This is a genomic window from Flavobacterium sp. LC2016-13 (assembly GCF_009707955.1).
In the GTDB taxonomy this organism is placed as follows: domain Bacteria; phylum Bacteroidota; class Bacteroidia; order Flavobacteriales; family Flavobacteriaceae; genus Flavobacterium.
In genome coordinates, this window is record NZ_WMDQ01000011.1 from 140,379 (window position 1) to 166,211 (window position 25,833).

22 protein-coding genes are annotated in these 25,833 nt (G+C 35.6%); 11 read left to right on the plus strand and 11 right to left on the minus strand.

Going from position 1 to position 25,833, the window contains the following annotated elements; all coding sequences use genetic code 11:
- Positions 1 to 28: 28 nt before the first annotated feature.
- The 7 genes from GKZ86_RS20120 to GKZ86_RS20150 all read right to left on the minus strand — a co-directional run bounded on the left by GKZ86_RS20120 (position 29) and on the right by GKZ86_RS20150 (position 9,136).
- Positions 29 to 868, minus strand: a complete 840-nt coding sequence (locus GKZ86_RS20120; RefSeq protein ID WP_154784848.1) for a DNA-binding domain-containing protein — start codon at positions 866 to 868, stop codon at positions 29 to 31.
- Between the two features lie 12 nt (positions 869 to 880).
- Positions 881 to 1,792 (minus strand): DUF692 domain-containing protein, encoded by a 912-nt coding sequence (locus tag GKZ86_RS20125; RefSeq protein WP_154784849.1) that lies wholly within the window; start codon positions 1,790 to 1,792, stop codon positions 881 to 883.
- Positions 1,782 to 2,369, minus strand: a complete 588-nt coding sequence (locus GKZ86_RS20130) for a hypothetical protein (protein WP_154784850.1) — start codon at positions 2,367 to 2,369, stop codon at positions 1,782 to 1,784. Before GKZ86_RS20130 ends, GKZ86_RS20125 begins: the two co-directional genes overlap by 11 nt.
- Positions 2,370 to 2,385: 16 nt before the next feature.
- Positions 2,386 to 3,903, minus strand: coding sequence for a ferritin-like domain-containing protein (locus GKZ86_RS20135; protein WP_154784851.1), 1,518 nt, complete (start codon positions 3,901 to 3,903; stop codon positions 2,386 to 2,388).
- A gap of 20 nt (positions 3,904 to 3,923) precedes the next feature.
- On the minus strand, positions 3,924 to 5,918 hold the full coding sequence (locus GKZ86_RS20140) for a hypothetical protein (RefSeq protein ID WP_154784852.1): 1,995 nt from the start codon (positions 5,916 to 5,918) through the stop codon (positions 3,924 to 3,926).
- Positions 5,919 to 5,964: 46 nt separating this feature from the next.
- Positions 5,965 to 7,683, minus strand: a complete 1,719-nt coding sequence (locus GKZ86_RS20145; RefSeq protein WP_154784853.1) for an alpha-keto acid decarboxylase family protein — start codon at positions 7,681 to 7,683, stop codon at positions 5,965 to 5,967.
- 85 nt (positions 7,684 to 7,768) lie between these two features.
- Positions 7,769 to 9,136: a heme-binding protein gene (locus tag GKZ86_RS20150; protein ID WP_154784854.1), complete on the minus strand. Its 1,368-nt coding sequence runs from the start codon at positions 9,134 to 9,136 to the stop codon at positions 7,769 to 7,771.
- Between the two features lie 696 nt (positions 9,137 to 9,832).
- Between GKZ86_RS20150 and GKZ86_RS20155 the strand changes: the two genes are divergently transcribed.
- From GKZ86_RS20155 to GKZ86_RS20170, 5 genes are all read left to right on the plus strand, one after another.
- Positions 9,833 to 10,210 carry a VOC family protein gene (locus GKZ86_RS20155; protein WP_154784855.1) on the plus strand — a complete coding sequence of 126 codons (378 nt, stop codon included), beginning with the start codon at positions 9,833 to 9,835 and terminating at the stop codon, positions 10,208 to 10,210.
- Positions 10,211 to 10,281: 71 nt separating this feature from the next.
- Positions 10,282 to 10,623: an SDR family NAD(P)-dependent oxidoreductase gene (locus GKZ86_RS25635; RefSeq protein WP_317173644.1), complete on the plus strand. Its 342-nt coding sequence runs from the start codon at positions 10,282 to 10,284 to the stop codon at positions 10,621 to 10,623.
- A complete protein-coding gene (locus GKZ86_RS20160) occupies positions 10,514 to 11,302 on the plus strand; it encodes an SDR family NAD(P)-dependent oxidoreductase (protein ID WP_317173645.1) in 789 nt (262 codons plus the stop codon). Before GKZ86_RS25635 ends, GKZ86_RS20160 begins: the two co-directional genes overlap by 110 nt.
- Positions 11,303 to 11,382: 80 nt before the next feature.
- The gene (locus GKZ86_RS20165; protein WP_154784856.1) at positions 11,383 to 12,186 is read left to right on the plus strand and encodes an AraC family transcriptional regulator; all 804 of its coding nucleotides are present in this window, start codon (positions 11,383 to 11,385) and stop codon (positions 12,184 to 12,186) included.
- Between the two features lie 171 nt (positions 12,187 to 12,357).
- The gene (locus GKZ86_RS20170) at positions 12,358 to 13,206 is read left to right on the plus strand and encodes a helix-turn-helix domain-containing protein (protein WP_154784857.1); all 849 of its coding nucleotides are present in this window, start codon (positions 12,358 to 12,360) and stop codon (positions 13,204 to 13,206) included.
- Between the two features lie 60 nt (positions 13,207 to 13,266).
- On the opposite strand, the gene GKZ86_RS20175 is transcribed toward GKZ86_RS20170, so the two are convergent.
- The gene (locus tag GKZ86_RS20175) at positions 13,267 to 14,019 is read right to left on the minus strand and encodes an MBL fold metallo-hydrolase (RefSeq protein WP_154784858.1); all 753 of its coding nucleotides are present in this window, start codon (positions 14,017 to 14,019) and stop codon (positions 13,267 to 13,269) included.
- Between the two features lie 69 nt (positions 14,020 to 14,088).
- Entirely contained in the window at positions 14,089 to 15,141 is a 1,053-nt protein-coding gene (locus GKZ86_RS20180; RefSeq protein ID WP_228526631.1) for an alpha/beta hydrolase, read from the minus strand.
- Between the two features lie 393 nt (positions 15,142 to 15,534).
- On the opposite strand from GKZ86_RS20180, the gene GKZ86_RS20185 reads away from it, so the two are divergent.
- The 4 genes from GKZ86_RS20185 (at position 15,535) to GKZ86_RS20200 (ending at position 18,965) form a co-directional block, all read left to right on the plus strand.
- The gene (locus tag GKZ86_RS20185; RefSeq protein ID WP_154784859.1) at positions 15,535 to 15,924 is read left to right on the plus strand and encodes a DoxX family protein; all 390 of its coding nucleotides are present in this window, start codon (positions 15,535 to 15,537) and stop codon (positions 15,922 to 15,924) included.
- Between the two features lie 102 nt (positions 15,925 to 16,026).
- On the plus strand, positions 16,027 to 16,824 hold the full coding sequence (locus GKZ86_RS20190) for an AraC family transcriptional regulator (RefSeq protein WP_154784860.1): 798 nt from the start codon (positions 16,027 to 16,029) through the stop codon (positions 16,822 to 16,824).
- Positions 16,825 to 16,868: 44 nt separating this feature from the next.
- Positions 16,869 to 17,702, plus strand: coding sequence for an SDR family oxidoreductase (locus GKZ86_RS20195; protein ID WP_154784861.1), 834 nt, complete (start codon positions 16,869 to 16,871; stop codon positions 17,700 to 17,702).
- Between the two features lie 684 nt (positions 17,703 to 18,386).
- Entirely contained in the window at positions 18,387 to 18,965 is a 579-nt protein-coding gene (locus GKZ86_RS20200; RefSeq protein ID WP_154784862.1) for a hypothetical protein, read from the plus strand.
- 81 nt (positions 18,966 to 19,046) lie between these two features.
- Here the strand turns inward: GKZ86_RS20200 and GKZ86_RS20205 are convergent, their stop codons facing one another.
- Positions 19,047 to 19,397 (minus strand): carboxypeptidase-like regulatory domain-containing protein, encoded by a 351-nt coding sequence (locus GKZ86_RS20205; RefSeq protein WP_255460125.1) that lies wholly within the window; start codon positions 19,395 to 19,397, stop codon positions 19,047 to 19,049.
- Positions 19,398 to 20,395: 998 nt separating this feature from the next.
- Here GKZ86_RS20205 and GKZ86_RS20210 point away from each other — a divergent pair.
- The gene (locus GKZ86_RS20210; protein ID WP_154784864.1) at positions 20,396 to 22,114 is read left to right on the plus strand and encodes an FAD-dependent oxidoreductase; all 1,719 of its coding nucleotides are present in this window, start codon (positions 20,396 to 20,398) and stop codon (positions 22,112 to 22,114) included.
- A 1-nt stretch (position 22,115) separates the two neighbouring features.
- The gene (locus tag GKZ86_RS20215) at positions 22,116 to 23,876 is read left to right on the plus strand and encodes an alpha-keto acid decarboxylase family protein (RefSeq protein ID WP_154784865.1); all 1,761 of its coding nucleotides are present in this window, start codon (positions 22,116 to 22,118) and stop codon (positions 23,874 to 23,876) included.
- A gap of 154 nt (positions 23,877 to 24,030) precedes the next feature.
- Here the strand turns inward: GKZ86_RS20215 and GKZ86_RS20220 are convergent, their stop codons facing one another.
- Positions 24,031 to 25,782 (minus strand): alkaline phosphatase, encoded by a 1,752-nt coding sequence (locus GKZ86_RS20220; RefSeq protein WP_154784866.1) that lies wholly within the window; start codon positions 25,780 to 25,782, stop codon positions 24,031 to 24,033.
- Positions 25,783 to 25,833: the final 51 nt, after the last annotated feature.

Consider the following 25,833-nt stretch of genomic DNA (forward strand, 5'->3'; position numbering starts at 1 on the left):
ATTTTATGATTTAGCTCATAAAATCTCGTTACACTCTAAAAAAATGAGAATCCAGCCAGCGTTTTTTCCAATTGCTCCATACCTGTTCGAACTGGACTGTATTCTTTTTATAATGAATATTAAACCATTCTTTTGTCTCAATCATATTCTTATTCTCTTTTAAAAAACACAGAAAATCATACTGCTCTTCGTGCAGATCGTAAATGGACAGTTTAAATTTGTGCCTTAACACCACACAATAACTTTCTTTTCCAAAAGGCAGAGCGGGATTTTTCCCATTTTTGAATTCATAATAGTACTTTCGGACTGGAAACTGAAACTTAAATAAAGCAAATACAGGTATCAACTTTAGTTGATCTTCGGATGTATCGATTGCTGCCACCTGGTAATTTTCTTCTGCTTTCTCTTCAAAAAGAACACCAATCGCATATTCAAAACGGGCCAGTTCAATCATAAAATCAATCCAGTCTTCTTTGATATCTTCATTGGCATCGGGTCTGTTGTTTTCCAGATATTCTGCAAAATGGGCTCCCAAAAAAGATAAATTGTAATTATTTGATGGGTTTGAAGCAAGATAGTCATCAGCGAAAGCACAAAAAATCTCTTCTCCTAAAGCATATTCCAATGCACTAAACTGCTGCGACATACAATTTCGTAATCGTGCAATATAACTTCGCTGGTAAATAGCTAAATGTTCCTGAGCCATAAGTTTTTCTGAATGACAAATTACGTCTTCAATTGAAGCTGCATTCTCTGCATTCGAAAGCAAATCATTAGGGTTTACTCCGGTTTGCTGATAAGGATCGAGCAAAAGCTGCTGCATCCATTGCTGAAAGTCTTTTAATGGTATTTTTACCGTTTTCTGCATCTTTGGAGTCTATTAAAATTTGTTCACGGCAAATAGATTCAATGGGTTTGAAACCTGTTCTTTATCAATAGAAAAAACTTCTTTTTCAACCCCTACAAATGCTGCATCCATATATTGTTTTGATTTAAGCAATTCAGAATGGTAGACATCAAAATCCGGAATATTACCGTCCCACTCTAATAAAATTGATGCTTGATCTGCCAATTGATAAGCTTGTTGAAATAATTTCCAAACCTGACTGTTTACTTCTCTATCGTGTGTGTCAATAATATAATTGCCACAATTTTGATGACCCGCCAAATGCATTTGAACTATTTTATCGTGTGGAATTCCGTTGATATATTCTACAGGATCAAAATCATTATTAAAAGAAGATACATAAACGTTGTTTACATCCAAGAGTAATCCACAGCCAGTTTCTTCGCTCATGATTCGTAAAAATTCCCATTCCGGAAGTGTCGAATTATTGAAGGCTGCGTAGGTACTTGGATTTTCTACAATCAGCGGTCGTTCTAAATAATCCTGAACTTGTCTGATTCGGTTACAAACATGTTTTAATGAATCTTCGTTTAACGGAAGCGGCAATAAATCGTGCGAATTGGTTGTTAAAACTCCTGTCCAGCACAAATGATCGCTAATCCAGGCTGGCTTTACCTCAGCTGCCAGTTGTTTTAAACTCTTTAGATAATCAAAATTTAAGGGATCAGTACTGCCTATAGAAAGCGATACCCCGTGCATTACCACGGGATATTTTTCTGCTATTTGTTGTAAAATATATCTTGGACGTCCATGTGAATCCATGAAATTCTCAGAAATTACCTCAAACCAATCTACGGCTGGGTTCTTTTCCAGAATATGTTCAAAATGCTGACTTCTGAGTCCTAATCCCAATCCCAAATTGGGTAATCCAAGTCTAGCGTCCATTATTTTTTGATTCACAATTTGAAAGACTCTCCGGTAATTTTTTAGCGCTTTCTTCTTCCATTTTCAAAACCCTTTCCGCTGCTGCAATTTTTCTTTCAGCAGGATCGTTGATGTACGAACAAGATCTTGAACCACTTTGTCCGCAAGAAGAATAATCTACTCCTGAGGTTCCGCGAATTGAGTTTACATAATCATCGCTTGGTCCGTATTTCTGTGGAGCCTTACCAAAGGTTTCTTTATTTTTTTTTCTTTTCTCTTCAAAACGTATTCTAGCTAATTGCCAAACACTAAGTCCTTTATTAGGACCTTGTGCCATAAAACGGGAAGACAAAATAGGCACACCACAGCTGCCTTGATAACGACAATCATTTTCGCCAGGATGACAAAGTTCTTCTGTAGTTCCAAAGATACCGCAGCCTCCCTGCCCTTTACAAGCGTTTAACGTGTGGCAAGGATGACCAACTGCTGTTGAACAATCGCCTTGGCCTGCACAATCATTATCTCCTGAATATCCCGCATTTTTGCATGAATTAAGCCCCATGCATACATGAAGTTCTCTAGTTACTAATTCTGACATGTTGTATATTTTTATATTAATGATGGTGTTTGTAAGGTGTACTTGGTACTTTTGGTATATCGGCTTCAATGCTGTAATCCAATCCTACGTCTGGTAAAGACGGGAAATAGTTTTCGCTTTTAATTGCCCAGCCCCAATTTTTAGGGTCGGCTTTTGCCAATTGATCCACCAAACTCATGATTTGTGCTTTTGGTCTTAAGAAACTTTGCTCAAACGAAAAAGGTTCGAATGTTAAAGCGCCTTTATAAGCTTGATTGCCTTTGGTATACGTATATTGATTGATTTGATTACCAACACCGCTCAAAAGCCAGATCATTGATTTATGAATACCAAAAATGAATAAATCATATTGTGTACTTTCGTCTTTATAGTAACAAGCTTCAATCATTAAAAGAATATAGGCAAAAACTGCATTACCTAATTCTGAACATAATGCCAATGCTTGATTCCCCGAAGCTGTGTAATCGGCCGTTTTGGGATTAGCATCAGTATCATATACAAAATAGCTGAAGAAATCATCTAAGCCCTGAATATTACGGAACTTTTCCTGATAATGTCCTCCAAGTGTATAGGCTTCGAGAAATTTGGCAAAATGAGCGGGTTCTTTTCCAGAATCATCATAATCACCTTCCCAAAAAACTACTTTGCCATCGACAATATCCATTGGTTCGGGCATTTTATTCTCGCCCCAAATTAAGATGTGCTGCTTGGATTTACTTTTTCCTTCTCCCTGTTCAATGATGCGCTGTATAGCTTCAATTGCCGAGTGAGCGTCGTGTACACCAACAAGTCCTTCACTATCATCTGTATTCGCAAATTGAGGATTGTGATCTCTGTCATAATGTACCGTATTCATTGAATTTTGAGAATAATACGGTCTAGGGCGATCCGGGTGAGCCGGAGGAAGCAATTGCGGTCTATGATGCTTATAAGGTCCCGGAAAATCCTCGTTTATACATTTAATAATCATTTCATATAAAAGTCCAATAGTTTGATATTCAACCGTATCAAGCAATTGTGCATTTGCATAAGGATCTTTAAACGGCTCAGGACTTTCAATTTGTAAAAATGTAGTCAATTGCTTCAATGACAATTTTGCCGCATCAATTTGAAATTCAGGAATATGTCCGTCTAATTCTGTTGGAAATGTTAATACTTTTCCAATTCCCATTAAATCCGGTGCCGATTGACAAACTGCTTGTTTCACATTACATGCAAGTGCCAGGTGTAACATTTCTTCAATAACAACACTCATAATTAGAGCAGCCGATTTGTTCGAATAAACCAATATATCCAGTTTCAGGTCTTGCGCTAATTCATCAATTTCTGCAGCAGTACGCACACCAGATTGCGAAAGCTGTGCATGAAGTTTAGCATACAGTTTATCCTGATCCTGCGCTCTGTTTATGGAATAATAGGTCGATAAATACGTTGGAATAGTAGCAAGCTCCAGTGCAATTGCCTGCTGCATTACATCTTTAATATTCTCTTTTGTTACCGAAGTAGAATAGGTAAATAGTTTTTTGTTTTTCATTTGTTTTTGGTTAAAATAGATTACTCCGGACTGATAAATGGATAGTATTTTTCGTCAATAATAGGTTCGATACCAAAGAAATCATTCAGAACAGATTCGGCAGTACAAAATGCACCTTCTACCCAAGCCTGATCGTTTGAATATGTTTCTCCTACGATAAAAATTTCACAATCTGTATTTGGAACAAGCTGAGAAGGTTTTCTAATTTTTCTTTGTACATCACCTAAATTATAGTGCGATTTATAGGCATGATATCCTGCGTTAAATGGAGGAAGTGACCAGTCCATATATTTCGTTTCTAAAGGTTCTGGTACATACGAATAATCAGCTTGTGGTCCAAAATGCAATGCTGCTAATTGTGAACGAAGCATTTTTACCATTACCGGAGTGGCGTCTCTTGGCCCTTCGAGAGGCTGTAAATCTCTTGACTCAGGAATTTCACGAGTTGCATCTGGTCCAAGTTCTAGAGCTTTCCAGAAAGTTGCGTATAGAATATCATCATAACTGGCCAAAATACCGTATACTTTTTTTCCTTTTCCGTCTCTGGCATTATCACCAAAATAAACTACTTGACGAATAGGCATATCTGTAATACTTGGCCCAATAGTATCTAATTCGGCTACAGTCGAAATTTGTTTTTCTTGTTTAAAAGTCAAACGTTCTTCAATTGCATTTTCTACAGCAGCTATAAAGCTTACCTTATCGTTAAAGGAATTAACAATGATAGCCGGATTTTTAGCCGATTCTATTTTTTTAAGATAGTTAGAAGGAAACCCCTCTTTTTTTAATTTCTCAATTCCTTCTTGTGTCAGGAAATAACTGGTTAGTTTAGCAGGATACGTTGGGCTTCCGGCCTCAGTTGTTCTCCACCAAGGTGTATCGAAAAACATACCTATTTTGTATGAAGGTTCCATCAATACAGACTCTAAATACAACTGTACTTTTTCATGGTTTAATACATCGGTTCCTTCATCATCACTGTATCTGCTTGCTTGTGCCACTAAGTCAATTGCTGCTCTTGGCATAGCAAGAAATGCTGCATCGCATTTTTTTCTTTCTGCAAGTGCATCTGGGTCTTTGCGTGTTGCAGTTGTAAAATTCACTCCAGATTTAGTGTGCACAATAGAACGCAGCCTAACATTTGGATAATAATTTAAAGTGATTCCTTTTTGTTTTGCCAATTTTTCAACTTCTTCAAATAAGCTGTCAAATAAGCTGGAATATCCTTTTATTAAAGTTTTGTATTCCGTTCCCGGAAGAAATTCATCATTCACATTAAATGACTGGGCACTATTACTGTTTACTACGTTTGAGCTATAGCCATTTCCATCAGATAAATAACCAAATCCTTCTTGTCCAAGCATATCATAACCTAAGTTCCAATATCCAATTTCCTTTAGTAAATCTCCTTTTTGGTAGATAGAACTATCAGGCATGTCAACATTGATTCTTCCTTCTTCATAAAATTTGCACCATTCTCTTCGGGTAGTTGGCCCTGATGTTTGAGTGATCGCTACAGATTGTATTGTTGTAAAACCATCATCTGGCGGAGCATCCTGAGCGTAATTGTTTGCGAAATATGGAGCTGGCTGATTAGAATTGATATCTGAGATATACATGTTTTTTGAACGCAAAGACATTAAAGGATCTGCTGATTCATTAAACGGAACTGAATCTTTCTTTAAATCTAATTCTTCTATGGTTTTAGTCACTAAACGATGCCCTGGTCCTTCAGGAGTGCCATCCCAATATAAATATCTCATACCTCCTAATTCAAGGTACGAATTGTCTTTGTCGTCTTTATAATGCCATGTACAAACACGTGCGCCCGGTTCTCTGGTTCCCGGATTTTTTTTAGAAAAATCATATTTTCCCCAGTCGTAAAGTTCTAATACATCGCCCTTAACGAGTATTTTTTCGTTTTTGGCGAGTTTAGATTTTCCATCAAGTAATCTCCACGCCGTATAGAGTCCGGCTGCACCTGCTCCAAAAATAGAGTATGTTTTTTTGCTCATGATAGTATAGTTTTTAAATTTTTAGTAGTTTTTATAAATAATGGTTTTATTCATTTCCTAGTCTTGCCATTTGCTGTGCCAGATCTTTTTGAGGAATCACAATTTCTACCAGAGTTGGCAGATTTGTTTTTTTCTTAAGTTTTAGAAGTACTTCGTCTAACTCTGAAACAGTTTCAGCACGGTAGCTGTTTGCTCCAAATGCTTTGGCAAGTGCCTGATAATCCCATTTTGGAAGAATATCAAATTCATCAAATTTATGATCTGGTCCTGCTTTAAACGAGTCCATGTCTACATATACTTGTTCTATAGCATATACTCCATTGCTCATTACAAAAATTACAGAGTTGATGTTGTATTTTACAAGAGTAGAAAGTGATTGTGCGATCATCATAAAACCACCGTCGCCGGCTACAGTCCAAGCTTGTTTACCGCTCCCTAGCTGAGCTCCCGAAGCTGCACCGGTTTCAAAACCAATACACTGCCACGCAGCCGAAGAAATATAGGCGTTTTGAGATAATCCGTAAATATTGGTTGCCACGTACATTGACGAGCTTACACCAAAAGTCATTACAATATCATCCAGCATTTTTTCTTTTTTCAGAAAAGATGTAGCATGCTCAAAAAAGCGGTTAAACGTTATTACTTCCGGAGTTAAATCATATTTGGGATCTGAGTTAGATCGCCATGGTTCCGGGAATTTTGGCTGAGCCGGAGCGATTGCTTTTAAAGGATATCCAGAAGCTTTTTTAAAGCGTTCTGTTAAGGCTTCGATAAAGTCTTTTAAAGTTACTCCCGAATAAGTAAAATAACCAACTCTTGTTTCCTGAGTAGTTACCTGAATCATATTCGAAAATTTATTTTCTACCAGCCATAAATAATCATCGGTAATAATAGTTCCTAAAGATAAAATACAGTCTGAGGCTTCGACTATCTTAATAACTTCCGGTATTGAAGCCTGATCAGAATAAGTACCGATAAATTTATCGCCTTTTTCATCCAGAACCGTTTTTCCAAGTGAAGTTGTAGTGTACAACATTCCGCTTGCTTTAATAAGTTCTTCTAATTGCTTTGTTAGTTTGTGTCGCAAAAGCTCTACTCCTGCAAAAATTATAGGTGTTTTGGACTGACTAATTTGTGACCACGCCTGAGAAACAGCATTTTCAAGTGCTGCTGCATCGCTTTTTATTATTTCGGGTTCTAGTTTTTTACTAGAAGGTTTAGGACAAGGTTCACCCCACACCTCTTTATAACATGCTATGTACACAGGTCTTTGGTGTGTAAGCGCTGCGATAAGTAATTTATCGATTTTTTCAGGAGCATCTACAGAAGTGCTCAGGGTTTCGGCAGCAACAGTTACTCTTTCATAAACTTCCTGATCTGCGTTGAGATTACCTGTAGAGTGATGGTAAAGTACATTGTACATACTTCCTATTTGTCGTGCATCTGCTCCGGGTGTGGCACTAATTACAACAACAGGACTGCGTTCTACATAAGCTCCTGCAATAGCGTTTAATGCGCTAAAAGTACTTACTCCATATTGTAGAGATACTGCAGCTAAACCTCTTGTACGTGCGTAAGCATCTGCTGCATAAGAAGCGTCTAATTCATTTGAAGTTCCAATGGTTTCAATTCCATCAAAGTATTCCAGAGCTTGTGTAAAATGTTTTACATAGTCCCCCGGAATTTGAAAAATCTCGGTGACATTTAATTGTTTGAGTCGGGTCAGCAGATAATCTGCGACCGTAAATTCTTTGGTAGGTTTCATTTTTTGGTTATTAGAATTAGGAGTTTTTTTGTTTTCGGAAATAAATCTCTTCAGCAATAAAACTGAAGAGATTTATGTTAGTCTTTTAAATTTTGATACGTACCTGCAGACTGCCAATATTATCGGCTAATCCAGCTCCGTATTCAGCATTTAGATCATCGTTGATGCATAACTTCAATGGTCCGCTTTGACCAGCAGGAGTTGTAACAGGCCCATTTCCAATAAAAAACGGAGCATTATTTCCAACTTGTCCTATAAGTGATCCCATATTTACATTTTGAATAGGATAACCCGATTGCGTTATAATAATTCCCGGACATCCATTTGCGTCATACAGGTTACCGTTATTGGTTTGCGGATCTGCTGTCCATAAACCCGATTCATAGCTTATTGTTATTGTATTACCTGGCTGCACGGCAATTCCGGTATTTTGCCATGCTTGATTTGCATTAACCGGAACAAAAGTTTCTACCAGCTGCAAAGTATTGGCATCAATATGTAAAAACTGAGTTGGCATACCATTAATCAAAAATTGTAAAACAATATTTTGAATGTATTGTAACTGAGTTGTTCCGTTACTTAAATTTTCAACATACCAAGTAGTGGTCATGGAAAGCACTTTTCCAAAAGAAGTTTCAAAATTTATATTGCTTACTGCCCCGCCTTCATTACTAGTACTTACCGTAATACTTGAGTAACTGTCAACAGTAATTCCTTGACTGTTCAATGTATTTAATTGCTGTGTCAAATAGGTTGACGGATCAATTATGGTAGGATCTGTAAATGGTAATTTAGTTCTGTCTGCGGTTGGAAAAACCGGATTTCCTGTTCCCGAAGCAACTGGCCCTCCCGTCATTAAAACGGAAACACCATGAGGTACAGAAATTTGTTTGTTATACTGCGTTGCCGGATTTTGTACCGGAATTGGATTTGAATCTGGAACAAAACCAGGACCATAAGGACCTTCAACTTGGTTTTGTATTACGTGATAAAGCCAAGTTCCGTTCTCTGCATGAATTAAAGTATTTTGAATGGGCTGTGCTCCGTTTGGATCGGCATTGTTGGCAATGTAAACTCTTTGTTCATAAAACAACACGCTGCTTGCTTGTGTATATTGTCCTTCTCTATTTGGTGCACCTCCGGCTATAGCCGAAAATGAGATTTCTTCAAAATAAGGAAAGTTTTTAGTGATGTAACCATTTGGAGCATCTGTTTGAGGCAAAGGCATAACATTGTAACCTGTAGCATTTGCTCCCGTAGGACTGTTCCAGGTACCAATAAAATTATTTATAAGTCCGAGATTATTAGTACCAACAACCGGCGGCTGATTCGTTGTTGATACAAGCGGAGTTGTAATATCTGGAATTACTGCTGGTGCTGCTGTTGCCCCCGCTGCTGCTTGTTGAGCCTGATAAGGGCATGTTTGCTGTTGTAAACCGTTTGAATTTTCCATTTTGTTATGTATTTGATCCTTTTCAGGTTAGTTACGTCTCGTTTAGGAAAGTGATTCTAAGGCACATTGGCGCATGCATCTTATCTCATTTCTGTAATAAAATTAGTATAACGCTATAGTTCAAATTAAAAAAAAGGTACGAGTGCGGAATTTTTATCCATGAGAGGTCGAAATAAAAGCATAAAACCATTTCGTTATATATTTAATAACTGCTTCCCGGTATTTAATCTGAAAAGAATAGATGTGCAAAAAAGCGGAGAGACAATTAAAATGCACATGTTAAAACATTGTAATAATTCTCAATAAACTGGTTAGATAATTGAATGCTTCCCGCTACTAAAAAAGCCCCTTTAACTATATTGAAACCTTTTAAATTAAGTTTTGTGGTAAAATCGTGGCACATGGCGTTTTTGAAAAATAGAAGTAAGTCAAAATCAAGGTCTGGCGAGTTTAGGTTCGAAACTTTTAGAAACTAATTTCTGAGTGCACCAAATGATTCACCTTTTCTAACGATTTTGCGAGACACCATTTTCAAATGGCTTAAGAAATAGACTCTGAACCATATTACTCCATAAAAAACTTTCCATAGACTTTAATAAAGCGGTCCTTAAAACAAAGTAAAATCGGTCTTTAAAACAAAGTCTATATCTTTTATACAATCTAAATTTGTTTCAAACATTAAAGCAAACAAAAATTATGATTGATCATATTATTATTACAGTAGAAAACTTTGAACGCTCTGTAGAATTTTACAATAAGGCATTAAAACCCTTAAATATTCGAATGACAATGGACTTTATAGGTCCGGGAAATCACCATGATCTAAAAGGATTTGGAGATGATGATACTATTTATTTTTGGTTAAAAGAAGGCGAAGTAAAATCTAATGGCGTACATATTGGTTTTGTAGCCAAAGACCATGAACAAGTAAAAGCTTTTTATGATGCAGCAATTGCAGCCGGAGCAACAAATAAAGAACAACCTAGAATTTTTCCTGAATATTATCCCGGATATTATGCCGCATGGATATTAGATCCTGATGGTTATGAAATTGAGCTGGTTCACAAAAGCTAATTCTATTTTTAAATTAAAGAAGCTTACTGTTGCAATATTAACAGATAAAACTCAACTTCAAACAAATAAAAATGAAAGATAATTATCAGGGCGCATTACAAAATCCTGTTGGTTCAGGATTTAGTGCAGCATCTACGACAGCTGACATCATAAAAGGAATTGATCTTACAGGAAAAACAGCCATTGTAACTGGCGGTTACGCAGGTATTGGTTTAGAAACCGTAAAAGCATTATCCTCGGCAGGAGCCAAAATTATTGTGCCTGCAAGAAATACAGAGAAAGCAAAAAAACAACTTAAAAGATATTGCAAATGTAGAAGTCGAATTCATGGATTTGATGAACCCAGATTCTATCGATGCATTTACCGAAAAATTTCTGGCTTCAAACAAAACCTTGCATTTACTTATAAATAATGCAGGAATTATGTGGGTTCCGTTAGAGCGTGATGAGCGTGGTTATGAATCGCAGCTTGCCACCAATTATTTGGGACATTTTCAATTAACAGCAAAACTTTGGGACTCATTATCGAATTCAAATGGAGCAAGAGTTGTAAATGTTTCATCTTGGGGTCATCATTTTTCGCCTTTTATATTTGAAGATCCGAATTTTATCAACAGAGAATTTGAATCTTTTTCGGCTTATGGACAATCCAAAACTGCCAGTATTCTTTTTTCTTTAGAATTAGATGTCAGAGGAAAAAATAAAGGAGTTCGTTCTTATTCGCTACATCCCGGAATAATTTCAGAAACCGAACTTGGAAGAAATGTTTCGCATGAAGATCTCGTAAATTATGGCATTTTTGATGAAAACGGCAAAGTAATTAATGATCCTTCAAAAGGATTAAAATCACTTTCGCAAGGAGCTTCCACAACGGTTTGGTGTGCAGTAAGTTCACAGTTAAATGATATTGGCGGTGTTTATTGCGAAAATGCCGATATAGCAAATCTCGACAATTCCGAAGGCAAGTCAGAAGAAAATCTGGATGGTTCAACCCTGATGAAAGACGTCATGCCTTTTGCATTGGATGAAACAGCAGCCAAAAAACTTTGGACATTAAGCGAAGAACTAACTGGTGTAAATTTTCAAATTTAACTTTAAAACAATTTTAATTATAAAGAGGTGTTTTTAACAGCGCCTCTTTTTAATGCGTATATTTATTTTTTAATCTTATTATGGCTGGACAAGAAAAAAGTAAATATGCCGAGATTCTTTTATCTTGCATAGAAGAATCATACTTTGAAGACGAGACTATTTTAGAATATCATTCGTTTGCAAGAGTAATATCGGGCGAAATGAGAGTGATACAAGGTGATAAATTGTATACTTTTGGTCCCGGCGATTCTCTTATATTTCCAAATAATCAATTATCAAGACTTAGTAAAAATCCAAAAGACGGACTTCCTTACAGAGCTTTGGTCATTTTTTTGACGCCAAAAAGACTTCGGGAATTTTACCTCAAAAATCCCATGCAAATTACTGCGCCAAACAGTTATAATATCAAAACGCTTGATAAACATCCTTTATTAGAAAGTTTTTTTGCGTCGTTAATTCCCTATTTTGATTTGGAAAGCGAATTACCGGAAAAAATCATTTCGGTTAAAATAGAAGAAGCCATCACCATTCTTCGAACGATTGATAAAAACATAGACAACCTTTTTGGTAATTTCTCTCACACGGATAAAATTGATATCGCCAGTTTTATGGAAAAAAATTATATGCATAATATAACAATCGAACAGTTTGGTCATTTAACAGGAAGAAGTCTCACAACATTTAAACGGGATTTTAAAAAGACATTTAATGCCACGCCTCAAAAATGGATTATCCAAAAAAGATTAGAACTTGCGCATTATCAATTAACTAAAAAAGGACAAAAACCAAAAGACGTTTATCTTGAAACCGGTTTCGAAAACCTTTCGCATTTTTCGTTTGCATTCAAAAAGCATTTTGGTTATGCACCAACAGAGATAATTTAGATAAAAAACAAACTCATGAGATAATACATTAAGAAATGTATCGAACTTACGTTAAACGTTCATCAATTGTCTTTATGAGCTTTATACGAAAGTGATTTTGAGCTTTTCAAGAAAACAGAATAAAATTTTAAGTTGCACTTTTGCACCAGTAATGTAGAAACTCAAAAATATATGCGTTTACAACACAAAGACAAAGATGGCCGTGGCGAAATACATTTCCTGAGTGGAGAATTACAAATCAAAGACGCATTTGAGAATCCTAAAAGTCAGTTTTTGACCATTGCGCTTAACATCGGCGAAAGCCAAAAAATTATAATCGACGGGGTTTCTTATGATTTTCCTTCGTGGAGTATTATTCCATTAGTTGCACATCAGGTTTTTTCTTTTGAAAATACAGAGACAATTAACTTTTGGCGTTACAATCGCGAATTTTATTGCATGGCCGACAGTCACGTTGAAATTAGTTGTATCGGATTAATATTTTTGGGATATTCGAAGAATTTGTTCCTTGAACTTCGGGAAGATGACCGAATTAAAATTTCGACTCTTAGTCAGCTTTTTGTAGAAGAATTTGAATCTGAAGATTATATAAAAACTGATATGCTGCTGGCATTACTAAAACGTTTTGTAATCATTTTAACAAGATTGGCAAAACAACAGCATTTTAAAGATGAAGCTTTAACCGATGATAAATTTGATTTTATCAGACAGTTTAATTTTCATGTTGAAGGTAATTTCAGGAAAGAACATAAAGTTCAGTTTTATGCCGATTTAATGAACAAATCGCCTAAAACGTTGTCTAATATTTTTAGTTTATACAACTACAATTCGCCAATGTCTATTATTCACGACAGAGTTATAAGCGAAGCAAAACGTTTGCTTTTTTACAGCGATAAATCGGCAAAAGAAATTGCATTTGAATTGGGTTTTGATGATGCAGCACATTTTAGCCGTTTCTTTAAAAACGCTACCAATCAAAATACTTCAAGCTTTCGCAAAAGTGTTGTAATGGAAGAATAAAAAGTCAAAAAAATAACCACTTTATTGAGTGGCTATTTTTTTATTAGCAATCATTATAAATCACAATTCTAAAATTTCTCCATCTTTTAAACGGCGAATAACTATTTCCTGATCTTTACCTGCATTATCCAAAGCATTTTCGATATCTGGAAATTGTGTATACAATGGCGGATTAAAAAACTGTGCATAATGCATTGGAATTAATTGTATTGAACCTAAAATGCGAGTTGCACTTACAGCCTGCGCCGGAGTCATAGTCCCGAACATTTCGATTGCCGGAACAACTTGCGGAACTGCTCCAACAACTCCGTTTACAGGCAAAAAAGTGGCATCAAACGGACCGTATTTTTTAGCAATTTGCCACCAGTATCCGTGCCAGTTCGTGTCGCCTCCATGCAAAATGGTATGTTTTCCATCTCTGATTACATAAGATATTTGTTCGTCTCCAATCCAGTCTACAGCAGGAACAGCCGTAATTGTAAAATCACCAATCGTAAAAGTTTCATGCAATTTGGCAATGTTTGCTTTTAGGTTACTTTTTAAAGCTTCGGTAAAAACAGGTTCCGGTCCCCAAAGTTCTCCTTCATTTGATAAAAGTTCTTTTAAAAAAGGCTGATCAAAATGATCCTGATGAATATGAGTAATTAAAGCATTTGCTTTTCCTGTTTTAGGCAAAGGAATTGGGAAAATTGGAAATTTTGGTATTCCTAAAAATAGTTCCATATTAATTACGTTTTGCAACGGATCAATATATAATGTTGTTGTAGGGCTTTCTATCATTAAGCCAGCCCAGGAAAGTCTTGTAATTTTCATTATAAATAAAATTTAAAAAGTTTAAAAATGATAACTGCCAGAGAAATTAATACCTGGCAGTTATTTTTATTATTTAAGAAATTCTTTAAGCTGAGCTGACATTTGAATAAACAAATCTTTAGTTTGTGGCAATTCTGATAATGGATTCAATAATCCGAAATCGTGAATTACTCCGTTGTAACGTACCGTTGTTGCTTTTACTCCGGCATTTAATAAATTACGTCCGTAAGCTTCTCCTTCATCACGCAAAACATCATTTTCTGCAACCAAAATTAATGTTGGAGGTAAACCTTTTAATTGCTCTGCAGTTGCCAATAAAGGTGAAATATGAATATCATTTCGTTTTGAATGATCTGGTGCATAAAGATCATATAACTTATCCATGAATTTAACAGTTAGAAAACGGTCTCTTCCAAAAGCTTTAAATGATTCTGTAGTAAAATCAATTGCAGTTGTTGGCCACATTAATATAGTAGTTTTAATTTCCGGACCTTTTTTTTCTTTTGCCATTAAAGACACAACTGCAGCCATGTTTCCGCCAGCGCTATTTCCTATTACAGCTAATTTCTTTCCGTTTACATTAATTTCATGACCGTGCTCTGCAACCCATTTTGTGGCAGCATAAGCTTCATTATTTGCAACCGGATATTGCGCTTCGGGAGTACGTGTGTAGTTTACGAATACGCCAACTGCGCCAGATCCTAAAACCAAATCACGAACCATTCTTTTGTGTGTTGGATAATCGCCTATAATCCATCCGCCGCCATGAAAGAACATAAATACAGGCAAATCGCCTTTTACACCTTTTGGTCGCATAATGTCTAACGAAATAGTAAGTCCATCAACTGTAATTGTTTTTTGAGATTCGGTTACTTTCGAATAATCGTAAGTTACACTTGCCTGAGCGCCTTCTAATACTTTACGGGCATCTGCGGCAGATAAAGTTTCGATTCCCGGACCATCATGAATCGCTTTTAGAAAATTGCGAACATCTGGGCTTAAGTGTGAATCTGTGGCATAATCTGCCTGAGCGTTTACATTTCCTGCTGAAAGTACAGCTAATAATACAGCAGCAAATAAAGCTTTTGTTTTTCCAATTTTGGTAATCATTTGAGTTTTCATTTTTACTTGTTTTAAGATTAAATTCATTGAAGACTTATATTGGTAATTGGCTCTCTGCTTTCGTACCGTTAAATCTACAGGACAAAGGTGCGGCAATAACAAAGCTGAAAAAATGGACAAACTTCCCGAACGATTGCCACTTTTGAAAAATGGTTGAGTTTAGATTGTAGATTTTAGATTTTAGATTTTAGATTTTAGATTTTAGATTTTAGATTTTAGATTTAAAAAATGCGTTTACATATAGTTAGTTTCTGTAGAATCTGTGACAAAAAAATGATTCAATACATTTTAATAAAGCAAAACTAAAAAGCCAACTATTCGGGAAGTTTATCCATTTTTTTAAAAGTGGGTTTATTTCACTTTTGCCCTTTAATCCTTAAATATTTTTCTATTATGAAAACACTATCATTTATTTTTCAATGGGCATTGCGTATTTTGATTGCGTATTACTTACTAAAGTATTCTTATGTTAAACTTTCCGGACAGCCAAGTGCCATCGAATTATTTACAACACTGAATATGGAACCTTGGGGTCGAATTACTATAGGAATTTTAGAACTCATAACAGTAATATTGATTTTATATCCGCGTGCTACTGTGTTTGGAGGTTTACTTGGAATGATATCCATGACGGCTGTCATTTTTTATCATTTAAAGGAACTTGGAATTGCTATAAATGGCGATAGTTTTTTGTTTTTTATCGCATGCGTCATTTTCGTTGCATCACTTCTATTGGTTATTTTAAATCGTAAACAATTGACAACTTGCATTTTTACTTCATAATATATGCAGCAAAAGAGCTTTTCAATAAAGTAATTTTGAGCTTTTCACGAAAACAGTACAAACAAATTATATCGATCTTTGTACTGCAAACAATTAGTAAAAATGGAACAGGAAATTACCAAAATCCCGGGAATTGTGTATTCTAGCTTTGAAACGCAAAAGGTTATTGGCGAGCATTTTATTCTCGAACATGGATTGTGTTATATCATTTCGGGAAGTTTAAAAGTTACCGATGCCGGACAAACAAGAATCTTTGTTAGTGGCGATTTAGTGTTTTACAGAAAAAATTTCCTGTCTAAGTTTACCAAAATACCTAATGAAAAAGAATCATTCAGATCGATTACCGTGGTTTTTGACAGGGAGGTTTTAATGCAGTTTAGCCAACAATACAACATTGTTTATGATAAACCTTATGCATTAAAAGATCCTGTTTTGAAATTAAAAACAGATGTTTTACTTGAAAACTTCTATCAAACGCTTCTTCCCTATTTCAATTCTAGTTTACCGGAGCAATTGATTTTATTGAAAAAACAAGAAGCTTTAATGTTGCTTTTACAAGTTAATCCGGATTTAAAAAATGTAGTATTTGATTTTAATCAACCGGGGAAAATTGACCTGGAAGTTTTTATGCAGCAGAATTTTAAGTTCAATGTCGATTTGAAAAAACTGGCATTTCTTACCGGAAGAAGCCTTGCAACATTTAAACGTGATTTCGAAAAAATTTTCCAGATGTCACCCAATCGCTGGCTTCAGAAAAGACGTTTGGAAGAAGCACATTATCTGATTAAAGAAAAAAACAAACGCCCATCTGATGTATATCACGAACTGGGATTTGAAAGCATCTCTCATTTTTCTTATTCTTTCAAGAAACTTTTTGGCGTGAATCCGTCTGCAATTTGATTTCATTTTATTGAAATAATCCACTAAACATAAATAATCTTACTATGAAAAAAGTAATCTTCATTACCGGAGCTTCCTCCGGTCTGGGCAAAGCTACGTCCTTATTTTTCGAACAACAAGGCTGGAATGTAATCGCTACAATGCGAAATCCGGAAAAAGAAAATGAATTTAAAAACTACGAAAACATACTCGTAACAAAACTTGATGTATCTGACAATAAATCAATTAAAACCGCAATTAGCGAAGGAATTGAAAAATTCGGACATATTGATGCTTTGGTTAATAACGCGGGTTACGGACAACAAGGTCTATTTGAAGCCGTTTCTTCAGAGAAAATTCGCAATCAATTTGAAGTAAATGTATTTGGTTTGATGGATGTTACGCATGCTATTTTGCCACATTTCAGAAGCAGAAAACAAGGAACATTGGTAAATATAACTTCTGGTGCCGGACGTGTTACTGTTCCTTTAATTTCGGTTTATGCGGCTTCTAAATTTGCGGTTGAAGGTTTTTCCGAATCACTTTCGTATGAACTGGAATCTCAAAACATTAAAGTAAAAATCATTGAACCGGGTTATGTAGTGACGCCTTTTTATGAAAGAGCTGCTGCAGATTATGCGTTCGATCCTGCATTAGAAGATTATGCAGCTTTTCAGGAAGATATGAATTCGTTATTTTCTTCCTTTGGAGAACAAAAAACAGCCACGGCAGATGATGTTGCCAAAACTATTTATGGAGCTGTTACAGATGAAAGCCACACTTTGCGATACATTGCTGGTCCGGATTTAGAACCTTTGGTTGCTCTTAGAAATAGTAAACCAGATCAGGAATATATCGAAGCTTTGCGAAATCAATTTATGCCAAAAGCTTTTAAATAAAATAAAAATCCCGTTTCAAAAATGTTACGGGATATTTTTTGATTTCATGTGATCTAAGACTACCTACTGGTAATGTTATAAAGAATGTGTTCTAAACATTATTAACATAGAAGGTAGTAAATAATAGTGTTCTGAGTTTTGTGACAAAATCGTGACACATGGCGTTTTTGAAAAATAGAAGTAAGTCAAAATCAAGGTCTACGAAGCTTAGGTTCGAAACTGTATTAAATTAAGTTTTCAGCTACGAACAAAATAAAATGGATTTGAGGGTACAGGTAAAATACAACATAACTAAGTAAAATCCTAAACCGACTTTAATTTACTCAACTCAAAGAATCAAATAATATTACAATAATCCTTCAATTTAAAAAACTAACCTTTCCATCCATCTTCCCCATCACCGGTCAAAACAATACTAAAAGCTATCTTAAAAAGAATTAGACTAATCAACTAACTAATTCTCGAAGGTCTCTCTTCTCCCTAATGATTCTTCAAAAAACCGAGAACATCAAAATTTAATTTCATATTAATACGAAAAGTAATAAACAGCACGGCAGAAGTTTTATGAAATAAAAATTCTATTTTTGAAAATTAAAAAGCCCTAACGCCCATCAGACATACCCTACTTATTTAGGATAAATACGCTGGAAATCATTAGACAAAATCCCATTTAAGAATACTTTTATGAAAAAAACATTCTGTTATGCATTCTCATTAATTGTCACTCTTTCCTGTTCAGAAAAGAAAACGCAAAAAGAAAATAGTACAATAAAAAATAGCAAACCCGATACGGTTCTTAAAACAGAAGATCAGGAATCGGAAAACAGTTCCGATTGTGTATTTGATGACAATTATAAAAAAATAACAGAAGAATGGCTTCAGGAAGTTGACATCAAAAATTATATCTGGGATTCAAAAAATAACAAAGCGACACTGCTATACCATGGCGATACTCTGACTGTATATAAAGGCGGCTGTAACCATTTTATCAGTTCAGTAGAAATTAAAACAGCTATTTATCCCGATATGAAATCAGACAGCACTTTGATAGGAAAAATTAATGATATAGCGTGTAAATTTAAATTTGACAACTACTGTAAAAAGCTTATTGAAGGCCGGTTTAAAAAAAATGACAACGACAGTTCAGCCATTTTTCTGGAGTTTGAAGATGATGATCCAGAAGATAATTTAATCTCTGAAGGGATACAGATTTCAGAAAAAGGAAAAAGCACCATTATTACAATATCCGAGTATTACAATTGAAACTATTACTTCCACAACAATAAAAACAGTCTGAAAGAAAGAATGTAAGTATGAAAGAATGCAGACTGGGTGCCGTCTGCATTAATCCGGATAAATGTAAAATCCATTTTTTCGCAGCTCCCGTCTTATTCTTCTTTTTTCCTTACGACTGACAAAAGGTTTATAAGCCTCTAAATTTACTTCATAGTAATTTTTGTCGCTAATAGTAACTTCTTTGGATTCTAAACCTATAAAACTTACAATCAATAAAGCATCTTCATTCATGTTCAATTCAAATTTTCCATCCATATCTGTGACCGTTCCTCTTTTCTCATTTTTCACCGTTATATTAGCACCCGGTAACGGACCGCTTTCATCCATTACAACTCCACTGACTATTTTTATTGATTTTAGTATTATATTTTGATTCTTTCTGAGAAGAACAAGATACAAAGATGGATGAAAGATAAAATATGAGGTATAATCTGAGTTTCATTTACAATATATTTTTTGATTAATTCTATATTGAGTCGTAACAGTATTTCTTCTGATCTAATCATTAACAGATGAAAATAGCGCTTAAAAAAAAACTAAACTTTTGTTTTGTTAACCTTTCCTATACTTAATAGATGATCATTTAAAATAAAAGGTTGGGACCAACACTCAAAATAATTTGAGGTTAGTGTTAAAGATTAAAAACTGTGAATATTGCAATAATAAAATTTTTGATGAATCTGAAGATAACAAAAATGGCAAGCAATAATTTATTGCAGTTCTTGCGCATCTGTCACAATCAAATAAAAGAATTTAATTAATTTAAAAAATCAGTCCGTAAATTTACAGAATGATTTAAACTTAGATACCCCTTTCTAATCATCTGATTTTTATAAGCACCTATACAGCTTAAATTCCGCTTAGAGCTTTCTTTGCAGAAAAAATTGCGGTCATAATTCAAGTGGACAATGTCCATGAAACCCATTTTTGTGTACAGGAAAAAGGTTTGCTATTCCCCAGAGAGACAAAAGATATAGAGTCTAACTCTTTTTGAATATTAATTCTACATACTCTAATATCACTATCATATTACTGCACGATATTATGCTGTACAAAGCTTTATTCTAATTTATAAGTCTGAACCACAACTAAAATTCTAATTAAATAGAAATTTTAATCCTTCTGAATCAATTGGAATTTTGTGTTTTAAAAATCTTATTCCGTATAAAATTACTCTTATACCAAACAATCTCCGCTTGGTGTCATTTCTTTTAAGTCTATTTTATATCTGTTATAATTTAGATTCCCATCAAGCACTTTACGATGCTTATTATAAACGCGATGCTGAAAACCAGCCTTAAGGGTAAGTTAACCTAAAACTAAAGCACAAAATCTGTCCATTCGACTTTAAATTCGACATCATTTAAAAAATAAACTAATAACCAAACCAGCTGATTATGGAAAACTACTTACACGGCTTACTTGACGAAGAGAACGACGATATTATCCAGCAATACTTAAAATACATTGACGGGGGAATTCCATGTACGGATAAACCAAAAGACGTATTAATCATTGGTGCCGGAATGGCTGGAATGGTGGCCGCAGCTATGCTAAAAGAGGCAGGACATAATGTTACGATAGTCGAGTCAAACACGCGTGTTGGCGGAAGGATTAAGACTTTCAGGAATTCTGAAAACAAAAAATATTTTGAAGACGACAGTGTTTATGGCGAAGCTGGTGCGATGCGTATTCCAACCATACACCAGATGGTACTCAAATACATTGATAAACTCGGACTCAAAACCGAGCCTTTTTATTATAAGTCTGTCGATAAAGAACAGGCAATCGCACATCAGGCAGACCCAACTAAGCCGGAGCCGGATACTACTAGAAATTCTCTTTTCTATGTTAACCGCAAACGTGTTGTACAAAATCAATATATTCGAAAAGATGATACGAAAGTCGATGTAAACGAACTACTAGGATTTAATCTCGAAAGCAGTGAAAACAAACGTGCTGACGAGTTAATGGCCGCTCTCATTGATCCGCTTAAAAATTTTATTGCAGAAGATCCTGAGAAAAACTGGCCTTTGCTGATCGAACGTTATGGAGAATATTCGATGCGTCGTTTCTTAAAGGAAAATTCAAAGTATTCAGAGAATGCCATAGAAATGATTGGAGTTATGCAAAATCTGGAATCCAGAATGGCCTATGATTTTATCCAGAGTTTTATTGAGCAAAATATCATCAAGGATTCTACCACTTTTATGGAAATTGTTGGCGGAAGCGACTTGCTGCCAAATGCATTCTTTAAAGCTTATAATCTCGAAGAAAACACCTATTTTGATTGCAGAATGACAAAAATGAAACTCGTTAACAACAAGGTAAAAATAGAAGTTGATATTGAAGTTCAACGTGACTTTCAGTTTTATGAAGACGCAGGATTCAAAGCTTTAAAAACACCTGTTAGTGATCTGGAATTTGATGAAATAATTGTCACCATACCATTTTCTGCATTAAGACATGTGTACGTAACACCTCAATTCGATCAGCAAAAACGAAAAGCAATCCGAGAATTGCACTATGATTCTGCTACTAAAATATTATTGGAATTTCGTGAAAAATGGTGGCAGGAAGCACCTTATAATATTGTTGGTGGTGGTACTATTACTGATTTTTCAAACCGTTTTACCTATTATCCAAGCAATGATTTAGGAAGTAAAGGCCATGGTGTTGTGCTGGCATCTTATTGCTGGTCTGACGAAGCAAGCCGCTGGGATTCTATGGATGATGACGACAGGTATTTTTATGCACTTAAAAATCTTGCCATCATGCACTCTGATGACGAAAAGGAACAGCAGCGTATTATAGACCTTGCCGTAATTACCTCGAGCATAAAGGACTATAAAAAGAAAGGCGGAAGATTAATCGGTGCGGCAACACAAAGCTGGATGCGCGACCCGTATGCTTATGGTGAAGCGGCAATATTTAATCCCGGACAGTTACAATTATTACAGCAACATATCATATCAACCGAATGGGAAGGAAAAGCACATTTTGCCGGAGAGCATACTTCCCTGAAACATGCCTGGATTGAAGGCGCAATTGAGTCCGGAATTCGTACTGCACTCGAAGTCAACAAAAATACTGGTAACCTGAATAATCCAATTTAAGATGTCACAGAAAAAAATCTCCGTTGCAAAATACTTGCAAATACGTCTGGAACAATTAGGACTTACCCATTTATTTGGAATTGCTGGCAATTATACCGCGCCATTTTTGAATACTATTCAAGAAGACAAAAATGCAAAAATTAAAATCGTTAACGACACGAATGAAATAAACGCCGGACATTGTACTGATGCTTACGCACGTCAAAACGGTTTCGCTGCAGTGGCAGTAACTTATGGCGTGGGAGCATTTACGCTGCTCAATTCGGTTGCGGGTTCTTATGTAGAACACTGTCCCGTGCTTGTCATTAATGGAGCTCCGACCAATAAAGATCAGCAAAGAAGCCTAGTTCAGGGCATGCTGGCATCACACATGACAGGTGATATGTACAGTAATATTAATGTATTTCGAAATGTTACCGTTGCAGCAGAACAAGTTACAGGTTCATCAGATGCTCCTTATAAAATTGATTCAGTTTTAAATGCGTGTATTTTATATGGAAGACCGGTTTATCTTGAAGTTTTTGAAGATGTGTGGCGAATGGAATGTAATCCGCCTGACGCTCCATTAGTAGAAAGAGAATCCTCTAAATGTCAATCAAGTGCACGCATAGCTGCTAAAAGAGTAGCTGCATTGGCAAAAGGAAAAGAAATTATTTTCTGGGGCGGTATTGAAATCCAGCGTTATGGTATTCAAAAGGAATTCCTTGATCTGATCGAAACTACCGATACTGAATTTGTGACTTCTATACTTGGGAAATCAATCGTATCAGAAAACCATCCTAAGTTCAAAGGTGTTTTTAATGGCAAGGCATCGCCAATAGATGTCTATGACCAATTCAAAGACGCCGGGCTAAAAATTGGTCTTGGTGTATGGACCACCGGCAAAAATCTTGGTGGTTTTGATGTCTGGCAAGAAAATACTGTACTTGCCAATCACAGTGGTGTAAGGATTGGTGCATCTTATGTGGCCAATGTATCGCTAAGGGATTTTATTATATTTCTGAAAGAAGAACTTACCAAAGTTAATTTCAGTGCTTACGAAATGTATGATGAAGAGAAGCTGCCTGAATCATTTTTCTTAGCTGATAACACAATGCTTAAAAAAGGGAAACCGGAGCTTACTTATGATTCATTTTTCAACCGAATCAATAGTTTTATAGATGAGAGACATATCGTCGTTGCCGATGCGGGGTTTCCTTTATTGGGCGCTCAGGGTATTCGTATTGCAGAACCTAACGGATTCGTAGCACAGGCATCATGGCTTTCGATAGGTTATTCTGTTCCTGCGGCAACCGGAATAAAATGTGCCAGACCTGATAAAAGAGCGGTAGTATTTGTTGGAGACGGTGCTTTTCAGGAAACTTGTCAGGCCATATCTACACAGAATAAACTGAAACACGACACTATTGTTTTTGTTTTGGATAATGGTATTTATGGTATTGAACAAATGCTTGTTAATCCAAACCCGTTTCGTGGTGCAAAAAAGGTAGAATACAGCATTCCCGATTTAAACAGCGTTTATGATTACAACGAAATGCACCGTTGGAAATATGCGAAACTCGTTGACGTATTTGGAGGCAAAGGTTTTGAAGTCAGTAGTCTCGACGAACTCGAAGAGGTTTTGAAACAACTTGACAACATTAAGGAAAATACCATTGTACATGTAAACATACCTAAGACGTCTATTCCGGAAGCAATTGCTTATAAGACAAAGGAACCTGGAGAGGATGAATTTCTGGATAAAGACTGGAGTCTATGTTAGGTTTAAAATGGAGTAATTTTTGAAACATTTCGTCAGAATAAACTAAAAAAAGCCATCTCAGTTTTCATTACTAAGATGGCTTTTAAAATTTTAGTATTTATTTAAAAAGTGAAGAGATAACTTCTTAAAAATCAATTAATACTAAATGAAATTTCTATGCTATCGTATATTTTTTTTCTGTAATAGTATTGGTAGTTTCAGTTGTTACATTGTCTACAAATCGCCATTCAGCTTCAGAACCAGATAATGTAAATTTAAGATATGTATATCCTCGTTTATACAAATTTGCATATTCTAAATCATCTATCAGTACTGTAAATGCTTGTGCCAATTCTATCGCTTTTGAAGGGTCTGCGGTAATACCAAGATAAGCTTCCAATCCTGGTGATGAAACAGAACTGCACGCTATTTCAGTTCCTATATAATTTCCCTGCATATCGGTAAGTTTACCCAGCCATGCATTATGAGTATCTCCGGCTAAAACCACAACATTTTTCCCGGAAAGCATTGCATACAATTGTTCTCTTTCTGCAAAATAACCATCCCAGGCATCCAGATTATATGGCAAAGTCGTCGTAACTCTTGCAATTTCCTGTGCAGTTAAAGAAGGATCACTTTGTTTATATCTCATTTTAATAACAACAAGTGCAGAGATTGTATTAATAAGAGCCTGCATGGTCGCAGGTTGTGCACTTCCTAATTGATCTACTTCTGCTAAAATTTGATTTAAAAGCAAAAGCAGCTCAGCAGGAATCAGCATTTTTGTCATCAGGATCTGCTGGCCTAATACTTTCCATTTAGCAGTATCTGCATTGATCTGTGATCCCAGCCATGTCATTTGTTCGCTTCCAATTAATTTTCTGCTTGTGCTTAACAAATCTGTTCTAAATTTTGTCTGATCAAAATTTCCACCATTATCAATATAATCAGAATAACTCATCTGCTTATCTCTTGCTATAACTCTTGTATCCATCATGTAAAGCGAAAGAATATTACCAAAATTAAAACTTCTGTAAATTCTAAGATCTTTTCCTGTTTTAAGAGGAATATATTCGCTGTAGGCTTGAAAAGCAGCCATTTTTCTCATCTGAAAATCTCCTTCAGATGGCTGATGGTTTTCTGCACCGGATTTATAGGCATCGTTAGCAAACTCATGGTCATCCCAGACACATATAAAAGGTTTTTTTTGATGAAGAAGCTGAAGATTTTTATCTCCTCTATATTGCCTGTATCTTTCTCTATAATCGCTGAGGCTTGTAATCTCTTTAGCTGGTTTATGTTCTCTGCCCAACGGGTTGGTAAATGGATTTGTTCCATACTGTCCAGGCGCATATTCGTAAATATAATCTCCAAGATGAACCACTACATCGGCATCCGAAGAAGCGATCGCTCCATACACATTGAAGAGTCCTGCCGGAAAATTAGAACAGGAAACAACAGCCATTTTTACATCATTTACAATATCTGATTTAGATGGCAGCGTACGTGTTTCTCCTGTAACAGTTACTTGTTTTGTTTTGGCATTATAAAATCTATAGTAATATTTTGTATTGGAAGAAATATTCTGAACATCTACCGCTATTGTAAAATCATTTGTAGAAGATGCTGCAGCCTGACCTTTTCTTATTACTTCAGAAAATGCGGCATCCTTACTTAGCTCCCAGGTAATTTCAGCATCTGAACCTGCTGAATATCTTGTCCAGAGAATCACTCCGGTTTCAGTAGGGTCAAAACTGGCTACTCCTGTCTCAAACCCTTCATTTTTCATTCCATCTGGAGCACCGCTGTTATCCGTTTTATCATCGTCACTGCAACTTTCAATAAGTGGAGCGATGAAAACTCCTCCGGCAACCAATAAAGAATTTCTAAGAAACCTTCTTCTGCTTAAATCATTGTTATTTTCCATAAAAAAATTTTTATATCAAAAAAACAATTTAATATTACAACTCAAGTTATG

Excerpts from the sequence above, each read along its gene's own strand:
- GKZ86_RS20155 (WP_154784855.1), top strand. The coding sequence starts at position 9,833 with ATGATTGATCATATTATTATTACAGTAGAAAACTTTGAACGCTCTGTA.
- GKZ86_RS20175 (WP_154784858.1), bottom strand. The coding sequence starts at position 14,019 with ATGAAAATTACAAGACTTTCCTGGGCTGGCTTAATGATAGAAAGCCCT.
- GKZ86_RS20190 (WP_154784860.1), top strand. The coding sequence starts at position 16,027 with ATGGAACAGGAAATTACCAAAATCCCGGGAATTGTGTATTCTAGCTTT.
- GKZ86_RS20210 (WP_154784864.1), top strand. The coding sequence starts at position 20,396 with ATGGAAAACTACTTACACGGCTTACTTGACGAAGAGAACGACGATATT.
- GKZ86_RS25635 (WP_317173644.1), top strand. The coding sequence starts at position 10,282 with ATGAAAGATAATTATCAGGGCGCATTACAAAATCCTGTTGGTTCAGGA.
- GKZ86_RS20140 (WP_154784852.1), bottom strand. The coding sequence starts at position 5,918 with ATGAGCAAAAAAACATACTCTATTTTTGGAGCAGGTGCAGCCGGACTC.
- GKZ86_RS20120 (WP_154784848.1), bottom strand. The coding sequence starts at position 868 with ATGCAGAAAACGGTAAAAATACCATTAAAAGACTTTCAGCAATGGATG.
- GKZ86_RS20185 (WP_154784859.1), top strand. The coding sequence starts at position 15,535 with ATGAAAACACTATCATTTATTTTTCAATGGGCATTGCGTATTTTGATT.
- GKZ86_RS20130 (WP_154784850.1), bottom strand. The coding sequence starts at position 2,369 with ATGTCAGAATTAGTAACTAGAGAACTTCATGTATGCATGGGGCTTAAT.
- GKZ86_RS20135 (WP_154784851.1), bottom strand. The coding sequence starts at position 3,903 with ATGAAAAACAAAAAACTATTTACCTATTCTACTTCGGTAACAAAAGAG.
- GKZ86_RS20145 (WP_154784853.1), bottom strand. The coding sequence starts at position 7,683 with ATGAAACCTACCAAAGAATTTACGGTCGCAGATTATCTGCTGACCCGA.
- GKZ86_RS20150 (WP_154784854.1), bottom strand. The coding sequence starts at position 9,136 with ATGGAAAATTCAAACGGTTTACAACAGCAAACATGCCCTTATCAGGCT.
- GKZ86_RS20170 (WP_154784857.1), top strand. The coding sequence starts at position 12,358 with ATGCGTTTACAACACAAAGACAAAGATGGCCGTGGCGAAATACATTTC.
- GKZ86_RS20220 (WP_154784866.1), bottom strand. The coding sequence starts at position 25,782 with ATGGAAAATAACAATGATTTAAGCAGAAGAAGGTTTCTTAGAAATTCT.
- GKZ86_RS20180 (WP_228526631.1), bottom strand. The coding sequence starts at position 15,141 with ATGAAAACTCAAATGATTACCAAAATTGGAAAAACAAAAGCTTTATTT.
- GKZ86_RS20200 (WP_154784862.1), top strand. The coding sequence starts at position 18,387 with ATGAAAAAAACATTCTGTTATGCATTCTCATTAATTGTCACTCTTTCC.
- GKZ86_RS20165 (WP_154784856.1), top strand. The coding sequence starts at position 11,383 with ATGGCTGGACAAGAAAAAAGTAAATATGCCGAGATTCTTTTATCTTGC.
- GKZ86_RS20215 (WP_154784865.1), top strand. The coding sequence starts at position 22,116 with ATGTCACAGAAAAAAATCTCCGTTGCAAAATACTTGCAAATACGTCTG.
- GKZ86_RS20195 (WP_154784861.1), top strand. The coding sequence starts at position 16,869 with ATGAAAAAAGTAATCTTCATTACCGGAGCTTCCTCCGGTCTGGGCAAA.
- GKZ86_RS20125 (WP_154784849.1), bottom strand. The coding sequence starts at position 1,792 with ATGGACGCTAGACTTGGATTACCCAATTTGGGATTGGGATTAGGACTC.